Here is a 15,858-nt window from a genome sequence, read left to right as displayed (position 1 = left end):
AATTGGCGAAGAAAGGGGGCAGAAAAGGATAAAGAAGATCACGGTTTTCTGACAACGAAGAGCGCGTGGTCCTTCTCGTAGGGCTCAAGGGAAAGCCTCTCGACGACCTTGAAGTACTCGGAAAGCTCCTTCTCCACCTCGTCGAACACCTGCTCCGGCTCCTTGGTGACGTCGATGCTCCTGCTCTTGACGGAAATCATGGCGTAGCCGCCGCTCTTGAGGAAGACCCTTGCGTTGTCTATCAGGATTTTCGCCTGGGTCGGCTGGGCGACGTCCTCGAAGATGACATCGACCTTAGGGACGAGCGCGCGGTAGCCTTCCGGCTTGGTGGCGTCGCCGAGTATGGGGACGAGGTTCCTCCTCTCCTCAACCAGAGGGACCAGCTCCCTGAGAACCCTCGGGGAAAACTCGACACCGAAGACCTTGCCCTCCCAGCCGACGATGTCGCTGACGTGGCTGGCAGTCGTTCCGCTTGCCACTCCGAGGTAGAGGACGGTCGAGCCGGGCCTTATCGGGAAGTGCTTGAGTCCCTTGAGTATGGCCGCGCCGAGCTTGGAGCGGCTGGGGTTCCACACCCTGTACTCCTCGCCCTCGAACTTTATCAGCCTCTCGCCGTAGACCCTCTGGCCCGGAACGAGGTTCTTCGTTGCTATCTTCTCGCTACCGTCCTCGTCGATGAAGACGTAAACGCCCGGGAACTTGTGCTTCTTAATCCTCATCTACCTCACCTCTTGCCGCCCTTACCCTTCTTCTTTTTCTTTTTGTCCTTCTTCCCCTTCATCTTCTCCTTCTTCTCGAACTTCCTGCCCTTCTCGCCCTTTCCTTTCTTCTTGCCCTTTGCCTTTTCCTTCTTTCTCTTGGCCGGCTTGGCCTTCCTCTTGGGCGGGTTCGGGTACTTCTGCTTTATCTCCTGAATCCTGCCCTCGAGCTCCTGCTTCAGCTCCTCGGCTATGTATTCGCCGGAGAAGTAATCAACACGCGCCGCTATGGCGAGCTTTCCGGCCAGAGCTCTCGCGATCTTACCCCTCTGCCACCAGGGTGAGCGGTTTATCGCGGGGTACTGGAAGATGACACCGTGCTTGGGCGGCTTCGCCCCGGTTCTGAGGTGCCTAAAGAGGGCCTTCTCGGCTCCAAGGACCTGTATGGTGGAGGCAGGCATCATAGCCAGCTCCCTCAACCCGCCGGCCAGGCTGAGGAGCCTCGCGGCCAGCTTGGCACCGACTAAAGCTTTCAGGTTCGGGGCGACCTCGTCCATCGCGGTCTCAAGGTAGTCCTCTATCTGGCGCCTGAGCTTGTAGAGGTCATCTATCTCGCTGGCGAGCTTGACGATGATGTCTGCGTCGAACTTGCCGAGCGGTGCTCCCATCGACTTCTCGGCCGCGTTCAGTATCTTCCCAATCTTGCCCTCGGGGAGGCCGAGCTTCTTGAGCCTTTCCTCCGTGGCGTTCTCCCTCGGGCCAACTTCCTTGACGAAGGCCACGTACTGCTCGTGCTTGGGCAGTATCTCGTCCAGCTCAGGGAAGTGGAGGCCGTACCACTCCCTCAGCCTGGAGACGAGGAGGTTTATGACCTTGTCAATGTCGTCTAAGGCTTCGATGGCCTGTATAATCATCTTGTCGCGCGCGCCGCTCTGCTCCTGTATGCGGAGCCTGGTGAGAGCGACGCCGACGTTGAAGTACTCGTCGAACCAGTTCTCGCCGAGGAACTCCCCGGGGCTTGAGCGGAGCTTTTCTCCTGCCACGTTCGGGAACTCGGCGGTGGCGTTGTAGCCGAGCTCCTTGAGCTTCCTGCTAAGCTCCGAGTCCTCAACCACGAACTCGTCGTAGCCCTCCCCGCTCAGCTCGTCGAGGAAGGCCAAAAGCTCATCGCTCGGCTCGCCCTTGAGGAGCTTGTCGAGGCTCGCCTCCGGCCTTCCGGAGAAGACCCTCTGGTCGATGAGATTACCGCTCTCGTCAAAGGCATAGACGCCCCTGACGTTCTCCGCTATGTAAGCTTTCATCATCATCACCCTCTCGGTTTTTGTTTCCGGAGTATAAAAGGGTTAGGCGTTTTAAACCCTTGTGTGTTTTGCATCAACTTCCGTTGAGACCCCCAACAGTCAATGAGCACCGTTAGCTTGAGAGTTTTAAGAACCTGTGTAGGGGTTTAAAATTGTATGGGGTTTGCCATAATATAACTTGGTTTTGGCCGAAATTTCACTTCTGGTGATAGAAAGGGTTAAATAGTCCAACGGCATATTTTGTAATACCATTCCCCACTGGAAGCGCAGATTATGGGCCGGAAAGCCGCGGTAGTATTACTTACAGGACCGTGAGTACAGTGATGGCACCCGTCATATTTACGTCCATACTACACGGGCACCGTGGCTTAATGGCAGACCAACTTCCGACTGGGTGATCGTTGACAGCCTACCGGGAGCAACAATAGTTACTGTCAAACCAAATTCCCGTCCATCAGGAATATGCCCAACTTCACTGGAGGAGGTGCCCCGAAAATGAATAAGACCCTTTATATTATTTCAGTGCTTTTTGTTATTTTCATTCTGACTATTACTTACGCAGATCACGAAGCGAGTAACGATAACGTCTCCAGTCATGGTAGTCTGTCAGGCCAGGTTAATGTTTCCCAAAGTCAAGGCCATCAGAGTGAGAAGCACTATCTGATGGAAAATCAATGCAAAAATAATGTGAACACTATCCCAGGATTAAACTCTTTTGGGAACATTATTGTATCAGAGAGACTTCCCAATAATTCAGCTGTAAGATTTAATGAAAACATAATAATAATTCCAAAGACAGACCTAAATAAATCCATAACAGCAGGAAAGATGTACCTTCAAAACTGGACTCATGAAATTGGGATAACCGTTCCATGTTACATCCAGGGAGGAGAAGCTACCCTGGACAACAACTCTACAAGTAAGGGTTTTCACGATTTGGGCCTATGCGTATCAACCTCTTCCCAGATCGACCTTACAAACGAGAGATGCATATTTCTAAAAACCGTAAACTATGAATCAGAACTGCCACCCGGAAGGGTGCATATGGCAACATATGCCATTCCACTGGCTAATACTAGTTGGGACAAATGGGATCATGTTTATTGCAGTGGAGTAATCGACTATCTAAGTGTCTGTGGCCATCCAGAACTGTGGGTGAAGAACTTTACGAGCCCCTGTTACTGCAACAGCCACACAATTGTCAAAAAGGTTTTGGACGGAATAGCCGAGGCGGGTTTTAGCACGATGGTATCTAGTGAAAAGAGTACCCCCAACGAAATATTTTCACAAATAGAGATATACATATATCGCAAAGGCGACGAATACCTCTACGTGGAATTCGCCAAAGTCAAGGGCATGGATTTGGTTAGAGTTCTCATGATAATGGGCGATGAGAAAGTCGTGAAAGCCTATGCACAGGCGTTCAGTGCTGGAACGCTGGTCTCCCAAAATTAAGCTTGAGACGTAACCAACAGATATTGACCATAGTCAACCCATCTACGGAGGGTGAAGGCCACTATGAAAGGCTCCAAGAAACCCAAGCTCCATTTTTTCATCTTTCTGCTGATAGCCCTGGTAGTGGTCGCTACGCTGAGTATTCTCTACTTCAGGGAAAAGGGAACACCCATATACAACAACCAGACGTTAGGCCCCCAGGAATGCGGCCAGGAATGCAGGCTTACTATCCATTCAAAGCAGCCAGAAAACGCCCTAATCGGCGGGTGGATAGACAAAAGAATCACCGAAGTGACCAACGGCTCCGAGCTTACACTGGACGACTGGTTCGTCGTTTACCCCAACATGAACCTCACCTCCCCGCCGGAGGGCTGGAACGCCTACTTAATCCACTGGCCGGAGAAGTTCAACCTGACTGTGCCGTGCTCCATGGGCGGCTTTACAATGGCCCTTGTGGGCAGGGAGAGCGGGCAATCCTTCTACCAGGCGGTTTTAAGGAACGAAACCCCTACAAAACACGCGAGGGACTGCTGGGGAGAAGGGAACGGGCGGTGGCTGGAACTGCCGCCGGGAAAGGCCTACTTCGCGGTTCAGTACATTCCAACGGCCAACGCAACCTGGAAACTCACCGTCCTGACGCCGACCAGAACCTGGACGGACTTCAGGGACTACCACATCTTCTTCGAGACCCCGGTGGAGCTTGAAGCCACCTGCATCTGCCCGATAGAAACGCTGATCGAGAGGTTTGAGGCTTCCATTAAAGCCCAGGGCTTCGAAGAGACCGAACTCTGGACCGTACCCAGGGAAAACGACTGCTTCAAGCCGCTCAGCATCAAGCTCTACCGCAGGGGCGACGAGTACCTCTATGTGGAGTTCGCCCGGGTGAAGGGTCTGGACCTGGTCAGGGTCCTCATGGTACTCGGCGAGGACGAGGGAGTCGTGAAGGCCTACGCGGAAGCCTTCAGCGCGGGAAACGTCGAAGGCTAAAGCCTTTCACTTTTCACCATCGACAAGACGGGGAATAAAGGGAAGAAGAGCCTCAATCCTCCCAGGGCTCGGTGTACTTGAGGGCCCAGCCGAACTCCTCCTTGAGGATATCTATCGCCGCACTGGGCGGGATTATGCCGCGCTCGGTTATGATGACGTCCACATATTCAGGCGGGGTAACGTCGAAGGCCGGGTTCCAGACCTCGATGTTCTTCGGCCAGGTCTTGAGCTCCTCCTCGGGAATGACCTCGGTCGGGTCGCGCATCTCTATCTCCACCAGCTGGCCGAGCATGGTCTCGGGGTGGAACTTGTAGGTCTCGGCGGCAATCATGGTCCAGACCCTGTGCTCCTTGGCGGTGAGCGCTATTAAAGCCGTTCCAATCTTGTTTATCACCGCGCCGTTCACGGTTATGCTGTCCGCTCCCATCACCACCTTGTCGGTCATCTTCATGTAGTGCCTCGCCGCGCTGTCCACGACGTAGATGACCGGAATGCCGTAGCTGGCCAGCTCCTTCGCGGTTATCTTGCCCTGCCACTTGGGCCTCGTCTCCGTGACGATGACCTTGATGTCCTTGCCCTGCTCCCAGGCGGTCTTCATGACGCTTATGGCTGCTTTACTGTGGCAGTGGGTCATTATGACGTCGCCGTCCTCTATCCTGTTTGCCCCTATCTCGCCAATCCTCTCAACGGCCTTCTCCGAGTTGTGAATGAACTCCTTGGCAGCGTTTATGACTATGAACTTGAGCTGCTCCAAATCCGCACCGCCGGCGTAGGCAACTTTGCCGCGGTGCATAACGTAACGGAGCGCGTTTGGGAGGGAAACCGCTGTTGGCCTCGTCTCGTAGAGTATCTTCGCCGCCTGCTTCATCTCGTCCCAGAACTCATCGACGTTCGTCGCCCTGCTCTTCTCGGCCTGGAGCTGGAGCGCGTAGGCCGCGGAGCGGGCTATTTTCCCGGCCCCCCTTATCCTCATGTCCCTTATCTCCTCGGCTATCTCGAGCACTTCCTTCACCACTGCCATTGCCATCACCCCTTACTGGTAACCACACATTATGGTGGGAGGGTTTATAGATGTTTTTGTGTTCACTGGTGGAGGTTTAGGTTCGTTGATGTTCTGAAAAGAACCCGCAGGGTTTAGTTTACATTTGTAAATCGCCCTAACGACCATTGCAGAAAGATTTATAACCAATCGCCGCTAATCCCACGTGTATAGAATTGGTGATGTGCTCAAAAGTGTTCATTCAAATGGGGGGGAAAGGAAGTGGAGGAAAAACTCATGAGGAAGCTAAGCTCAGGGTCACTGGACTTCGAGTCATACTTTTCAGACAAGGCGAGGGAGATGAAGGCCTCGGAGATCAGGGAGCTTCTCAAGCTCGTCGAAACGAGCGACGTCATAAGCCTCGCTGGCGGCCTTCCGGCGCCCGAAACCTTCCCGGTGGAGAAGATAAAGGAGATATCCCAGGAAGTCCTCACCCACCACGCCGACAAGGCCCTCCAGTACGGAACCACCAAGGGCTTCACTCCGCTCCGCCTCGCGCTGGCTGACTGGATGGAGAAGCGCTACGACATTCCCACGAGCAAGGTCGAGATAATGATGGTGGCCGGCAGCCAGCAGGCCCTCGACCTCATAGGGAGGACCTTCATCAATCCCGGCGACCTCGTTGTCGTCGAGGGGCCGACGTACCTTGCCGCTTTAAACGCCTTCAAGTACTACGATCCCGAGTTCATAAGCATTCCAATGGACGACAACGGAATGATGGTCGACCTCCTCGAGGACAAGCTCAAGAAGCTCGCCGCTGAGGGGAAGAAGATCAAGTTCGTCTACACCGTCTCGACCTTCCAGAACCCGATGGGAGTCACCATGAGCCTCGACAGGAGGAAGAGGCTGGTGGAGCTGGCCAGTGAATACGACTTCCTGATTGTCGAGGACAGCCCCTACGCGGAGCTCCGCTACTCCGGTGAGCCGATACCGCCGATAAAGCACTTTGACGACGAGGGGCGCGTTCTCTACCTCGGGACCTTCTCGAAGATACTCGCACCGGGCTTCCGCCTCGGCTGGGTCGCCGCGCACCCGCACTTCATAAGGAAGATGGAGATAGCCAAGCAGGCCGTTGATCTGTGCGCCAACACACTCGCCCAGGCCATAGCCTGGAAGTTCGTGGAGGAGGGCCACCTCGACGAGCACATACCCAAGATAATCGAGTTCTACAAGCCGAGGCGCGATGCAATGCTCGAGGCCCTCGAGGAGTACATGCCCGAGGGTGTCAGGTGGACAAGGCCAGAGGGCGGAATGTTCATATGGGTCACACTTCCTGAGGGCATCGACACCAAGATGATGATGGAGAAGGCCGTCGCGAAGGGTGTCGCCTACGTGCCCGGTGAGGCATTCTTCGCCCACCGCGACGTCAAGAATACGATGAGGCTCAACTTCACCTACGTGCCAGAGGAGACCATCAGGGAGGGCGTTAAACGGCTCGCCGAGGTCATAGAAGAGGAGATAAAGGCCCTTAGAGGCTGAGTTTTTCTTCCACATTTCATCATTCACAAAGTTTTTTACCCTTTCCTGAGACTTCCACTGAGGTGATGGTTATGAAACCTTTAATCGGTATAATCGGCCAGAGCGACCACCCGCGGAACAGGCTCTTTCTCGACAGGACCCACGTTGAGAATGTCGCCGCGGCGGGAGGCGTTCCGGCAGTCTTCAACGCTGACTCATCGCCGGAGGAAGTCCTTGAGCACGTGGACGGGATACTGCTCATAGAGGGCCCCGACGTTCACCCACACTTCTACGGCGAGGATCCCTCGAGCTCCATCAAGTACGTGGACGTTGAGAGAGACGAGCTCGAGATAGAGCTGGTGAAAAGGGCTGTGGAAAAGGGGATTCCAGTTTTCGGGGTCTGCAGGGGAATGCAGGTCATAAACGTGGCCCTGGGAGGAACCCTCTATCAGGACATCAACGAGATACCCAAGGCGATAAAGCACGACTGGGAGCTCAAACTCATAGGGCCAAGCCAGCGCGTTCATGGGGTCAGGATAAAGATGAACTCAAGGCTCTACGAAATACTCAAGGACGAGCTGAACGTTGAGGGCACCAATGAGGTCCACGTGAGGGTAAACAGCTTCCACCATCAGGCCGTCAAGCGAGTGGGCGAGGGAATAAGACCGGTCGCATACGCGGTCGATGGGCTGATAGAGGCCATAGAGGGCACGGGGGAGTACGAAGGCTTCATTCTGGGCGTCCAGTGGCAGCCCGAGTACCTCCCGGAGATGCGGCGGCTCTACGAGGCCTTTGTCATGGCGGCGGCCAACTACAGGGCGAGGAAGATGGAGCTTGAAGAGATAGAAATCGAGGCCAGGGTGAGGGAGAAACTGGAAGGCGACATTAGAGAGGAACAAGGTGAGAGCCATCGCAGCTCGGAAACGAGCGATAGCCTTCACGACACGAGCCAAACGTGATCCCCCTAGAGGCCATCTTTTCCTCGGCATCGCTGAGGATTTCAAGGCGGAGCTCCCTGGGGAGGTAGTGATAGCCGCCGATTTTTTCACCCCTCTCGTAGAGGGGCCAGAGCTTTTCCATTAGCTCTGGAAACTTAGCGAACATTCTCTTCTTGGAGTCGGGCCTGAGCTTGAGCGTCGAAACGGTGATGTGGCTCACGAAGCTCAGAGCATCTAGAGTTTTATCGAAGTCTTCCCAGGTGTAGAATGGGATTATCGGGTCTATCCTTGCGTAAACCGGAATCCCCGCTTTCTTGGCCTTCTTGAGGACCCTTATCCTGGCCTTAGGGGAGGGCGCGTTAGGTTCGAGGAGCTTGGCCTTTCTCTCATCAACGGTCGTGACTGTTATCCCGACGGCGCAGCGAAGTTCACTCAGGAGATCCAGGTCGCGCTCGAAGATATCTGACTTCGTGAGGAGCAGACAGCGGACATTATGGCGTTTGAACAGCTCCAGAACCTTCCGCGTTATACCCAGTTCGCGCTCAATGGTTGGATAGGGGTCCGATGAGTAGGAGAGTGCTATGATGTAGCGTTTATCGAACTTCCTGAGCTCCCGCTCGAGCCTGGGGAGCAGGCCCTCCTTGGTCCTCACGCGGAAGGCGTTGGGAATGTAGGAGGTTATGTAGCAGTAGACGCACGCGTGGTCGCAGCCGGTGTAGACGTTAAGGGTGTACTTGAAGGGGCACGTGCAGAGCTTCGCCTTCCAGGGATCGAAGGGCCGTATGTACATAATCGGAGGTTTCAGAAACCCTTTAAATCCCTTGCCCGAGGTTGAAAAGGTGGTGGCAGTGAGTGAACCGGTTAAGGGAAAGGTTGAATGGTTCAAGGATTACCAGTTCATCGGCAGGATAGAGAGCGACAAGTGCTCCGTCATTCTCGGGGAGGGAGGAATAAGCCCCATGAAGCTCCTCCTCCTGAGCGTCGCGGGCTGTACGGCCTACGACGTGGTCATGATACTCCAGAAGATGCGCGAGCCGATTGAAGGTCTGGAGGTCGAGATTTCGGGCGAGAGGAAGGAGGAGCACCCGAAGATATACAGGAAAGTCCACCTCCACTACAGAATCCACGGAAACGTGAGGGAGGAGAAGGCCAAGAGGGCGATAGAGCTGAGCCAGGACAAGTACTGCTCCGCCTCTGCCCATATGAAGCTCAGCGGGGCCGAGCTTACGTACTCCTTTGAGATTATCCGCGGAGGATAGGATTAACTTTTTAACCCCCTCTTCTCCGGCCCGGAAGGGTGGTAGCTTGCTCGAGTACCTGAAGTACTTCGTCATACTCTACGGAGGCCTCTTCGCGATAACCAACCCTGTCGGAGCCGTTCCGGTCTTCCTGAGCGTCACTCACGACCTCTCCTGGAGCCAGAGGAGGGAGATAGCGACCAAAACGGCTCTAACGGTCGTTGCAACCCTCGTCATCTTCGCCCTCATAGGGGAGTGGATATTCAAGTTCTTCGGATCCAGCATAGATGCCTTCGCGATAGCGGGTGGAATACTCCTCTTCAAGATGGCTATGGACATGCTCTCTGGCAGGCTCTCGACGGTCAAGATAAGCAAAGAGGAGACTGAGGAGTTCAGCGAGGAAGTGGTCACGCTGGAGGAGGTTGCCATAATACCCCTGGCGATACCCCTAATCTCGGGACCCGGTGCGATAACCACGGTCATGCTCTACATGGCAAAGAGCACTTCCGTTCCGGAGAAGGCGACGGTGATAGCGAGCATTCTCGCGATAGGCCTGACCGTCTGGCTGATCCTCTGCTCCTCCAACAGGATACAGAGGAAGCTTGGCAGGGTAGGAATAAAGGTTATGACGAGAATGATGGGTCTCATACTAACGTCTATGGCGGTTCAGATGATAATCAACGGCATCAAGGGGGCGTTCGGGCTTTAGCGTTTCACGGTTTTATTGCCCGGGACTTAAATTTTTATAACTTGGTTTTGGCCAGGTTTTCACTTTTGGTGATAGGAAAGGATTAAATAGAAGAATAGCCCACCGTGTAATAGGGGAGCTCCAAAATGGATAAGAATGTGAAGGTTGCTGTCCTGATTATTTCCGTTGTTGTGGTTCTCACGCTGGGTTACTACATATCAGGGAACCAGCTACCAAGCAAGGACTCCAGCGACGGGGTGGACTATTCCACCGTAACCTGCACGCTTGAGACCGAGCCCGGATTCACCCACGCAAACGCCTGGACCGGCTGGAGCGTCAGGGAACTTGTGGACAACCGCATGATGGAGTTCAGCGATTTTCTGGAGTTCGTTCCAAAGGTATCGCTGAGTGAAGGAACGAGCAGCGGTTACCTGCACGCGGAGAACTGGCCGGCGGAGATGGGAATACTGCCTGAGTGCACGCTGGCTGGCAGTGCCGTCTTCTTCGAGAACAACGACATCGCGAGGGGAATGTACTACCCGGTAGTTGCCGGAAACAGGGGAGAGATAAAAAGGCAGGACATCGAACTGCCCGCGGGGAACGTTTACTTCGCCCACTACGTGATACCCACGAAGAACACCACCTGGGAGGTAACGGAAAACCTTGCGAACTCGAACGGGACGGACTTCCTGATGAGCGGCGGCATCTCGGAGAGAAGGAGGACAGAGCTCACCGGGGCCTGCACCTGCCCCATTGAAGCGGTAATCGCCCAGCTCGACGAGGCCATAAAGGCGGAGGGATTTGAGGAGAGAATCCTGGATAAAAAACCCACCGAGAACGAGTACTTCAGGCCGTTGAGTGCAAAACTCTACCGCAGAGGCGGCGATTACCTCTACGTCGAATTCTCTGAGGTCAAGGGCATGGATCTGGTGAGAGTCCTCATGATAATGGGCGACGAGGAGACGGTCAAGGCTTACGCAGAGGCCTTCACGGCGGGAAGCATCGGAGAAGGGTGATGCTCCCACCGGCACATTTTTTAGCCGGAGGTTCAACTTTTCACGGTGTTGAAAATGCGCGGAGACCTGATTCGTGTTCTCAGCTCAGTTGAGGAGAAGGCCAACGAGCTGAAGCTCGACGGCTACGAGCCGGACGTTGTCCTCCTGGGAAGGGAAGCCTACGAGTTCATAAGGGAGCAGATAAACGAGGAGTTCGGCGACGAGGAGGAGGTTTTCGAGCTCTCGGGCCTTAAGATACGCATGCTCGACGAGCTCGGAGGGGATGCAGTTGTCATCGACAGCAAGGCACTCGGCCTCGGTCCCGGCGGGGCGAAGAGGTTTAGGGTCGTCCTATAACTCCCCAGACCTTCCCGTTTCTCATTTCCACCCTCAGCCCCCTCAGGACGAGAAGGCTGAGCGAGACGGCCATTATATCGGCCAAACTGCCGGGGTTCCTCAGGTCTCCCTTCTCCCGCATGAACGCATCGAACTCTTCGATGCCCATCTTTCCCTCAAGGACTTTCCCGGCGTTCTCCTGAACGAGCCTCGCCTCTTCGATGCCGGCCTTCCTGACTATCAGCGTGTCGATGTTCCCGGCCAAAAGTTCGATGAAGGCCCTCACGACCGCCTCCTCCAAGGGGAGCTTTTTTACCAGCTCATACAGCCATTCAAAGGTGGCATAGCTGAGTTCGTAGCCGTTCAGCCACTCGCAGAACACAAGCTCCCGCCCACAGCTCATCTCCGCGAGCCGGGAGAGGTTGATTCCGTCCCTGAAGAGTTCCCTGAAGGACTCATCGCTGTAAACGTCGTACTTCACACCGCTGGGGATTCCCTTGGGGTTCGCTATCCTTATCGCCCTGTAAAGCTCCATCGTGTCCCGAACCGTTGATTCGTCGATGAGGAGCCTGGCCTTCTCCCTGGCGTCGAGCATGTTCCTCCCGAGGGCAAGGCCCATGACGAGCGGAACGGAGAGAACGATTACCCCGAAGTTTGGGTTGGCGTCCTGGGCCTCGCGGGAGACCTGAACGGCGCGCTTTATCAGCTCGCCTATGCCAGCCTCGTTAAGTCCGAGCGTTCCCCGTTTCATCAGCTCGGCCCTCTTGACGGCCTCATAGTAGATTCCCGCGACGGCCGTGTCGGCGAAGAGGAAGTGGTAGAGGGTCAGATCCTCGAAATCCTCAAAGCGGTTCACGTTGCCGGGTTTGGGAACGACAGCCTCGAGCAGGGGCCCGAGGGTGAAGGCCCTGACGATCTTCCACCGGTCCATTCACACCACCAGGTAGAGGAGCAGGTAGATGAGGTAGAGGAGCAGCACCACTCTGCGGGCGGCTTTCCTGGTCATCATGTAGAGTCCAAAGGCTATGAGCGTAACGCCCCAGAAGGCGTCCTTTATGTAAGGTGCGTACGGCCTGAGCCAGTCGAGGAAGGCCGGCTGAAATTCCTTGAGGAGCAGGAGGAAGCCAAGGAAAACCAGAATCAAGCCAAAGGTTCTCATATCAATCACCCCTCAGGAGCAGGACGAGGCCTATCACAAGGAAGGTAACGGCCATGAGCGTCCTGATGTCAAGGGCCGGAAGGAGGACGGGCATAAAAGGCCCAGCTAAAAGCACCGCGCCGAGGACTATGAGGATAATCGCTATCGCCTTCGAGTTATCATCACCTGAAAAGACCTCCTCCAGTTTCTTCCCGGTCTCATCGACCAGCTCATTTACCCTGTCGGAGAGGGGCTTCTCTCCCTCTTCCCCCTCCTCAGGAATCACCAGGGCCGCTATAAAGTAGAGGAGCGTCATCGCAACCGGGTTGAAGACGAGGAGCACGACAAAGAGCAGCCTGACGAGGGTCGGGTCCAGCTCGAGGTGCTCGGCTATGCCCCCGAGGACGCCGAGGAGAATCCTGCTGCGTTTTGACCTCACGAGTTTTCCCGCCATCTCTCTCACCCAAAAAGGAAAGGTTCCAGAGGCTTAAAAGACATTCCCCCTGACTTTTCTCTTTTCAAGCCTCGCCCTTCAGGACGGGGAGGAGGTCAGGTCGCCAACCACGCCCTCCCTCGGTACCCGAGTCGCATCGTCATCGACCTAATTAGGAAAAGTGATCAGTCGGCTCCTAATGGAACTCGAGGGAATGAAAAAGGAACAAACATCACCTGAGGAGCTTCACAAACTCCCTCATCCAGGCGTGCAGGTCGCCGGGGTGCCTTGAGCTGACCCAGTTGCCATCGACGACGACTTCCTCGTTCACCCACTCGGCGCCGGCGTTCCTAACGTCGTCTCTAATGGTTATCGTGCTCGTTCCCTTCCTCCCCCTCAGCACGCCGGCTGAGATGAGTATTTGCGGCCCGTGGCAGATGCTAGCTACTGGCTTTCCGGCCTCGAACATCTTCCTGGTTATCTCGATGGCCTTCTCGTTGAGCCTGACTATTTCTGGAGCCTTTCCACCAGGGAGAACGAGGGCGTCGAACTCATCGGGATCGACCTCGTCAAAGCTCAGCTGGACTTCAACGGAATAGCCGTGCTTTCCAGTTATCCTCCCGCGCTCGAAGCTGGCTATGTAGACCTCATGGCCCTCCTCCTTTATTCTGTGGAGGGGATAGATAAGCTCAACGTCCTCGAACCCGTCGGCGCTCAGAAACAGCACCTTCATATGACCACCCCAGTTATAACGTTCAGAGGGGAATGGAAAAGGTGCTTATAAGGATTTTTGGGCAAAAATGGTCAGAGAGGTAGCTCGGTTGTCTCCTTGTGTATCTTAAGCGCCACCATCGTGTGGGTGGCGACGACGCCATCTATCTCACCAATGGTGTCGAGGAACTCGTTGAGCTCGTCGCTTCCCGACGTCCTTATCTTCACCAGCATGTCGTAGTCGCCTGTGGTCTCGTAGATCTCAACTATCTGGGGGTACTGCTTCAGCTCGTTTGCCACGTGCGAGTACATTCCAGCCTTGGATTTGATGAGTATAAAAGCCAGTATCTTAAAGCCCAGTGATTCCGGATCAAGGATAACCGTGAACTTTCGTATTATGCCCCTGTCCTTGAGCTTCTTTATCCTCTCGTAGACCGTAGATTCGGCCAGACCCACCTCCTTGGATATCTCCCTCAGGGGCGTCCGGCTGTTCTTCTGGAGTATCGCGAGTATCTTCCTATCAGTCTCGTCCAAACCGGTTCGCATGAGCATCACCGCCAGTAAAAAATTTTCGAGAGATTATATAAATTTGCCGATTTCAAAACCACAGCGTTTATAAAACGCCCCTCGCCTCTTAATTCAGAGCTTCTGGGGGGTCAGCGATGCCAACGAACGTGACAGCGGAATACCTGGCGGCGGAGGAGGAGTACAGAAACGCAAAGACTATCCCTGAGAAGATACGCGCCCTCGAAAAGATGTACGCCACCGTGCCAAAGCACAAGGGGACTGAGAAGCTCCGCCTCCAGATAAAACGCAAGCTGGCCGAGCTCAGGAAAGAGCTGGAGAAGCAGAGGCAGATGAAGAAGGGCGGCGGCGGGCCCTCGATGGCCGTCCGAAAGGAGGGCGCGGCACAGATAGTTCTCGCGGGCCTCCCCAACGTGGGCAAGAGCTCACTCATGAAGGCCCTAACCAACGTCGATGCCGACGTTGCCGACTACGCCTTCACGACCGTCGAGCCGATTCCGGGCATGATGCATCACAGAGACGTTCAGATACAGCTCGTCGAGGTTCCTGGCCTCGTTGAGGGAGCTGCCCTCGGAAAGGGCATGGGACCGCAGCTGCTGAGCGTTATCAGAAACGCCGACGCGATAGCGATAGTCGTTGACCTCTCCCAGGACCCGGTGAAGCAGATGGAGACCCTTCTCAGGGAGTTCGAGAGGGCGGGGATAAAGCTCAACAAGCGCCGCCCGAGGGTTGAGATAAAGAGAACCGCGATGGGTGGGATAGTCATCAATGGCCAGGAGAACATCAAGGGCGACATAAGCGAGGTCATGAAGATGCTCCGCGAGGAGAGAATCCACTCGGCAGAGATAACCGTCAAGGAGCCCGTAACGCTTGAGGAGTTCGCCGACGCGCTCGATGAAAGCCTCGTCTGGAGGAGGGCGATAATCATCGCCAACAAGGGCGACGCCCCGGGAAGCAAGGAGAACTATGAGAAGCTCGTTGAGGCCTACGGGGACCGCTTTAAGATAATCCCTGTCTCCGCGAGAAAGAAGATAAACCTCGACAAGCTGAAGGACGAGCTATACGAGCTGGCCGGTATAATCCGCGTCTTCACCAAGAGCCCCGGCGAGGAGCCGGCCTATCCACCGGTGCCGCTGAAGAAGGGCTCGACCGTTATGGACCTGGCCGAAAGGATCCACAAGGACTTCGCCAAGAACTTCCGCTACGCTCGCGTGTGGGGCAAGAGCGTCAAGTTCCCCGGCCAGCGCGTTGGGGCCGACCACGTTCTTGAAGACGGTGATATCGTGGAGATTCACGCCCGTTAGCGACAGAACGGCCCCCTGCACTTCCTCCCGTCTTTTCCGACTAGGGAATCCAGCCTGAACTCCTTCCCGTCGAGGCTGTCCATTATCAAGTTTTCACCGTCCCTCTCGAAAATCCAGAAGACCTTGTAGGCCCTCTCGTGGCGCACCACCTCTATCCTTGGAAGCCACCAGGAGATTACCCTCGAGTTCCCCCAGGTTATCGCGCTCTCTAAGGCCTTCTTCTCGGCCTCGTCGTAACCAACCAGCGGCTCCATTACCTTGTTCCCCTCTACGTCCCACTCGTAGAGCTCTATGAATCCGTCTCCCCTCTCGGCCCCGAGGCGGTAGAGATCCACGTAGGCGAAGTAATCCAGCACCCTGTCGCTTTTACCGAGGCGCCTGTAGAAGAGCCGCAGGTGGAAGATGTGGTATGGATAGAGCACGAAGTCAGGGTTTGAATGCTCTGGCTTGAATATCGGCCTCATGACTTTAACTCTCATCTGACACACCAATAAATGTAACGCGAGGGCCTTATTAACGGTTGCGCAGGTTTTGTTTCATTCCCCGAATATTCCATCTCGACTTTGGAATAATTCAACCAACACATTTATATTTGCAAAATGCGTATGAGGTGT

19 protein-coding genes are annotated in these 15,858 nt (G+C 55.0%); 9 read left to right on the top strand and 10 right to left on the bottom strand.

The annotated features are described in order from the left end of the window. Positions 1 to 38 precede the first annotated feature (38 nt). Positions 39 to 719: a fibrillarin-like rRNA/tRNA 2'-O-methyltransferase gene (locus CL1_RS07280; protein ID WP_014789234.1), complete on the bottom strand. Its 681-nt coding sequence runs from the start codon at positions 717 to 719 to the stop codon at positions 39 to 41. Positions 720 to 724: 5 nt separating this feature from the next. Continuing rightward, entirely contained in the window at positions 725 to 1,999 is a 1,275-nt protein-coding gene (locus CL1_RS07275) for a hypothetical protein (RefSeq protein ID WP_014789233.1), read from the bottom strand. Between the two features lie 495 nt (positions 2,000 to 2,494). On the opposite strand from CL1_RS07275, the gene CL1_RS07270 reads away from it, so the two are divergent. Together CL1_RS07270 and CL1_RS07265 are read left to right on the top strand one after the other, a co-directional pair. Further along, positions 2,495 to 3,454, top strand: coding sequence for a hypothetical protein (locus CL1_RS07270; protein WP_014789232.1), 960 nt, complete (start codon positions 2,495 to 2,497; stop codon positions 3,452 to 3,454). A 63-nt stretch (positions 3,455 to 3,517) separates the two neighbouring features. Continuing rightward, positions 3,518 to 4,441, top strand: coding sequence for a hypothetical protein (locus CL1_RS07265; protein ID WP_014789231.1), 924 nt, complete (start codon positions 3,518 to 3,520; stop codon positions 4,439 to 4,441). 52 nt (positions 4,442 to 4,493) lie between these two features. Here CL1_RS07265 and CL1_RS07260 read toward each other — a convergent pair whose 3' ends face one another. Next, on the bottom strand, positions 4,494 to 5,462 hold the full coding sequence (locus tag CL1_RS07260) for a ribose 1,5-bisphosphate isomerase (protein WP_014789230.1): 969 nt from the start codon (positions 5,460 to 5,462) through the stop codon (positions 4,494 to 4,496). A 240-nt stretch (positions 5,463 to 5,702) separates the two neighbouring features. On the opposite strand from CL1_RS07260, the gene CL1_RS07255 reads away from it, so the two are divergent. Next, positions 5,703 to 6,959, top strand: coding sequence for an aminotransferase-like domain-containing protein (locus CL1_RS07255; protein WP_014789229.1), 1,257 nt, complete (start codon positions 5,703 to 5,705; stop codon positions 6,957 to 6,959). Between the two features lie 71 nt (positions 6,960 to 7,030). Then, positions 7,031 to 7,897 (top strand): gamma-glutamyl-gamma-aminobutyrate hydrolase family protein, encoded by an 867-nt coding sequence (locus CL1_RS07250; protein WP_014789228.1) that lies wholly within the window; start codon positions 7,031 to 7,033, stop codon positions 7,895 to 7,897. Here the strand turns inward: CL1_RS07250 and CL1_RS07245 are convergent. After that, complete coding sequence (locus CL1_RS07245) at positions 7,824 to 8,666, bottom strand: SPL family radical SAM protein (RefSeq protein ID WP_014789227.1); 843 nt, start codon at positions 8,664 to 8,666, stop codon at positions 7,824 to 7,826. The genes CL1_RS07250 and CL1_RS07245 overlap by 74 nt on opposite strands. A 58-nt stretch (positions 8,667 to 8,724) precedes the next feature. Between CL1_RS07245 and CL1_RS07240 the strand changes: the two genes are divergently transcribed. The 4 genes from CL1_RS07240 to CL1_RS07225 all read left to right on the top strand — a co-directional run bounded on the left by CL1_RS07240 (position 8,725) and on the right by CL1_RS07225 (position 11,154). Next, entirely contained in the window at positions 8,725 to 9,135 is a 411-nt protein-coding gene (locus tag CL1_RS07240) for an OsmC family protein (RefSeq protein ID WP_048152417.1), read from the top strand. Between the two features lie 46 nt (positions 9,136 to 9,181). Then, entirely contained in the window at positions 9,182 to 9,823 is a 642-nt protein-coding gene (gene snatA / locus CL1_RS07235) for a neutral amino acid NAAT transporter SnatA (protein ID WP_014789225.1), read from the top strand. Positions 9,824 to 9,948: 125 nt separating this feature from the next. Beyond that, positions 9,949 to 10,818 (top strand): hypothetical protein, encoded by an 870-nt coding sequence (locus tag CL1_RS07230; RefSeq protein ID WP_014789224.1) that lies wholly within the window; start codon positions 9,949 to 9,951, stop codon positions 10,816 to 10,818. 54 nt (positions 10,819 to 10,872) lie between these two features. Continuing rightward, entirely contained in the window at positions 10,873 to 11,154 is a 282-nt protein-coding gene (locus CL1_RS07225) for a family 4A encapsulin nanocompartment shell protein (RefSeq protein ID WP_014789223.1), read from the top strand. On the opposite strand, the gene CL1_RS07220 is transcribed toward CL1_RS07225, so the two are convergent. The 5 genes from CL1_RS07220 to CL1_RS07200 form a co-directional block, all read right to left on the bottom strand. Beyond that, positions 11,138 to 12,064, bottom strand: coding sequence for a triphosphoribosyl-dephospho-CoA synthase (locus tag CL1_RS07220; protein WP_014789222.1), 927 nt, complete (start codon positions 12,062 to 12,064; stop codon positions 11,138 to 11,140). The two genes, CL1_RS07225 and CL1_RS07220, sit on opposite strands and share 17 nt — an antisense overlap. Beyond that, positions 12,065 to 12,292: a hypothetical protein gene (locus tag CL1_RS07215; RefSeq protein ID WP_014789221.1), complete on the bottom strand. Its 228-nt coding sequence runs from the start codon at positions 12,290 to 12,292 to the stop codon at positions 12,065 to 12,067. 1 nt (position 12,293) lies between these two features. Beyond that, complete coding sequence (locus CL1_RS07210; RefSeq protein WP_014789220.1) at positions 12,294 to 12,725, bottom strand: PspC domain-containing protein; 432 nt, start codon at positions 12,723 to 12,725, stop codon at positions 12,294 to 12,296. A gap of 211 nt (positions 12,726 to 12,936) precedes the next feature. Continuing rightward, positions 12,937 to 13,437 (bottom strand): deglycase PfpI, encoded by a 501-nt coding sequence (gene pfpI / locus CL1_RS07205; RefSeq protein WP_014789219.1) that lies wholly within the window; start codon positions 13,435 to 13,437, stop codon positions 12,937 to 12,939. A 71-nt stretch (positions 13,438 to 13,508) separates the two neighbouring features. Then, positions 13,509 to 13,961, bottom strand: coding sequence for an Lrp/AsnC family transcriptional regulator (locus tag CL1_RS07200; protein WP_014789218.1), 453 nt, complete (start codon positions 13,959 to 13,961; stop codon positions 13,509 to 13,511). A gap of 116 nt (positions 13,962 to 14,077) precedes the next feature. On the opposite strand from CL1_RS07200, the gene CL1_RS07195 reads away from it, so the two are divergent. Continuing rightward, a complete protein-coding gene (locus tag CL1_RS07195) occupies positions 14,078 to 15,244 on the top strand; it encodes an OBG GTPase family GTP-binding protein (protein WP_014789217.1) in 1,167 nt (388 codons plus the stop codon). Here CL1_RS07195 and CL1_RS07190 read toward each other — a convergent pair. Further along, positions 15,241 to 15,723: a hypothetical protein gene (locus CL1_RS07190; protein ID WP_014789216.1), complete on the bottom strand. Its 483-nt coding sequence runs from the start codon at positions 15,721 to 15,723 to the stop codon at positions 15,241 to 15,243. The genes CL1_RS07195 and CL1_RS07190 overlap by 4 nt on opposite strands. Positions 15,724 to 15,858: the final 135 nt, after the last annotated feature.

Source organism: Thermococcus cleftensis (genome assembly GCF_000265525.1).
GTDB classification, from domain to species: Archaea; Methanobacteriota_B; Thermococci; order Thermococcales; family Thermococcaceae; genus Thermococcus; species Thermococcus cleftensis.
The sequence above is the reverse complement of the archived record's forward strand: the minus strand, read 5'-3'. Positions and strand labels throughout refer to the sequence as shown.

Bases quoted from the DNA above. Each gene is read 5' to 3' on its own strand.
- CL1_RS07280 (WP_014789234.1), bottom strand. From the start codon at position 719: ATGAGGATTAAGAAGCACAAGTTCCCGGGCGTTTACGTCTTCATCGAC.
- CL1_RS07275 (WP_014789233.1), bottom strand. From the start codon at position 1,999: ATGAAAGCTTACATAGCGGAGAACGTCAGGGGCGTCTATGCCTTTGAC.
- CL1_RS07270 (WP_014789232.1), top strand. From the start codon at position 2,495: ATGAATAAGACCCTTTATATTATTTCAGTGCTTTTTGTTATTTTCATT.
- CL1_RS07265 (WP_014789231.1), top strand. From the start codon at position 3,518: ATGAAAGGCTCCAAGAAACCCAAGCTCCATTTTTTCATCTTTCTGCTG.
- CL1_RS07260 (WP_014789230.1), bottom strand. From the start codon at position 5,462: ATGGCAGTGGTGAAGGAAGTGCTCGAGATAGCCGAGGAGATAAGGGAC.
- CL1_RS07250 (WP_014789228.1), top strand. From the start codon at position 7,031: ATGAAACCTTTAATCGGTATAATCGGCCAGAGCGACCACCCGCGGAAC.
- CL1_RS07245 (WP_014789227.1), bottom strand. From the start codon at position 8,666: ATGTACATACGGCCCTTCGATCCCTGGAAGGCGAAGCTCTGCACGTGC.
- CL1_RS07230 (WP_014789224.1), top strand. From the start codon at position 9,949: ATGGATAAGAATGTGAAGGTTGCTGTCCTGATTATTTCCGTTGTTGTG.
- CL1_RS07225 (WP_014789223.1), top strand. From the start codon at position 10,873: ATGCGCGGAGACCTGATTCGTGTTCTCAGCTCAGTTGAGGAGAAGGCC.
- CL1_RS07220 (WP_014789222.1), bottom strand. From the start codon at position 12,064: ATGGACCGGTGGAAGATCGTCAGGGCCTTCACCCTCGGGCCCCTGCTC.
- CL1_RS07215 (WP_014789221.1), bottom strand. From the start codon at position 12,292: ATGAGAACCTTTGGCTTGATTCTGGTTTTCCTTGGCTTCCTCCTGCTC.
- CL1_RS07210 (WP_014789220.1), bottom strand. From the start codon at position 12,725: ATGGCGGGAAAACTCGTGAGGTCAAAACGCAGCAGGATTCTCCTCGGC.
- pfpI (WP_014789219.1), bottom strand. From the start codon at position 13,437: ATGAAGGTGCTGTTTCTGAGCGCCGACGGGTTCGAGGACGTTGAGCTT.
- CL1_RS07200 (WP_014789218.1), bottom strand. From the start codon at position 13,961: ATGCGAACCGGTTTGGACGAGACTGATAGGAAGATACTCGCGATACTC.
- CL1_RS07195 (WP_014789217.1), top strand. From the start codon at position 14,078: ATGCCAACGAACGTGACAGCGGAATACCTGGCGGCGGAGGAGGAGTAC.
- CL1_RS07190 (WP_014789216.1), bottom strand. From the start codon at position 15,723: ATGAGAGTTAAAGTCATGAGGCCGATATTCAAGCCAGAGCATTCAAAC.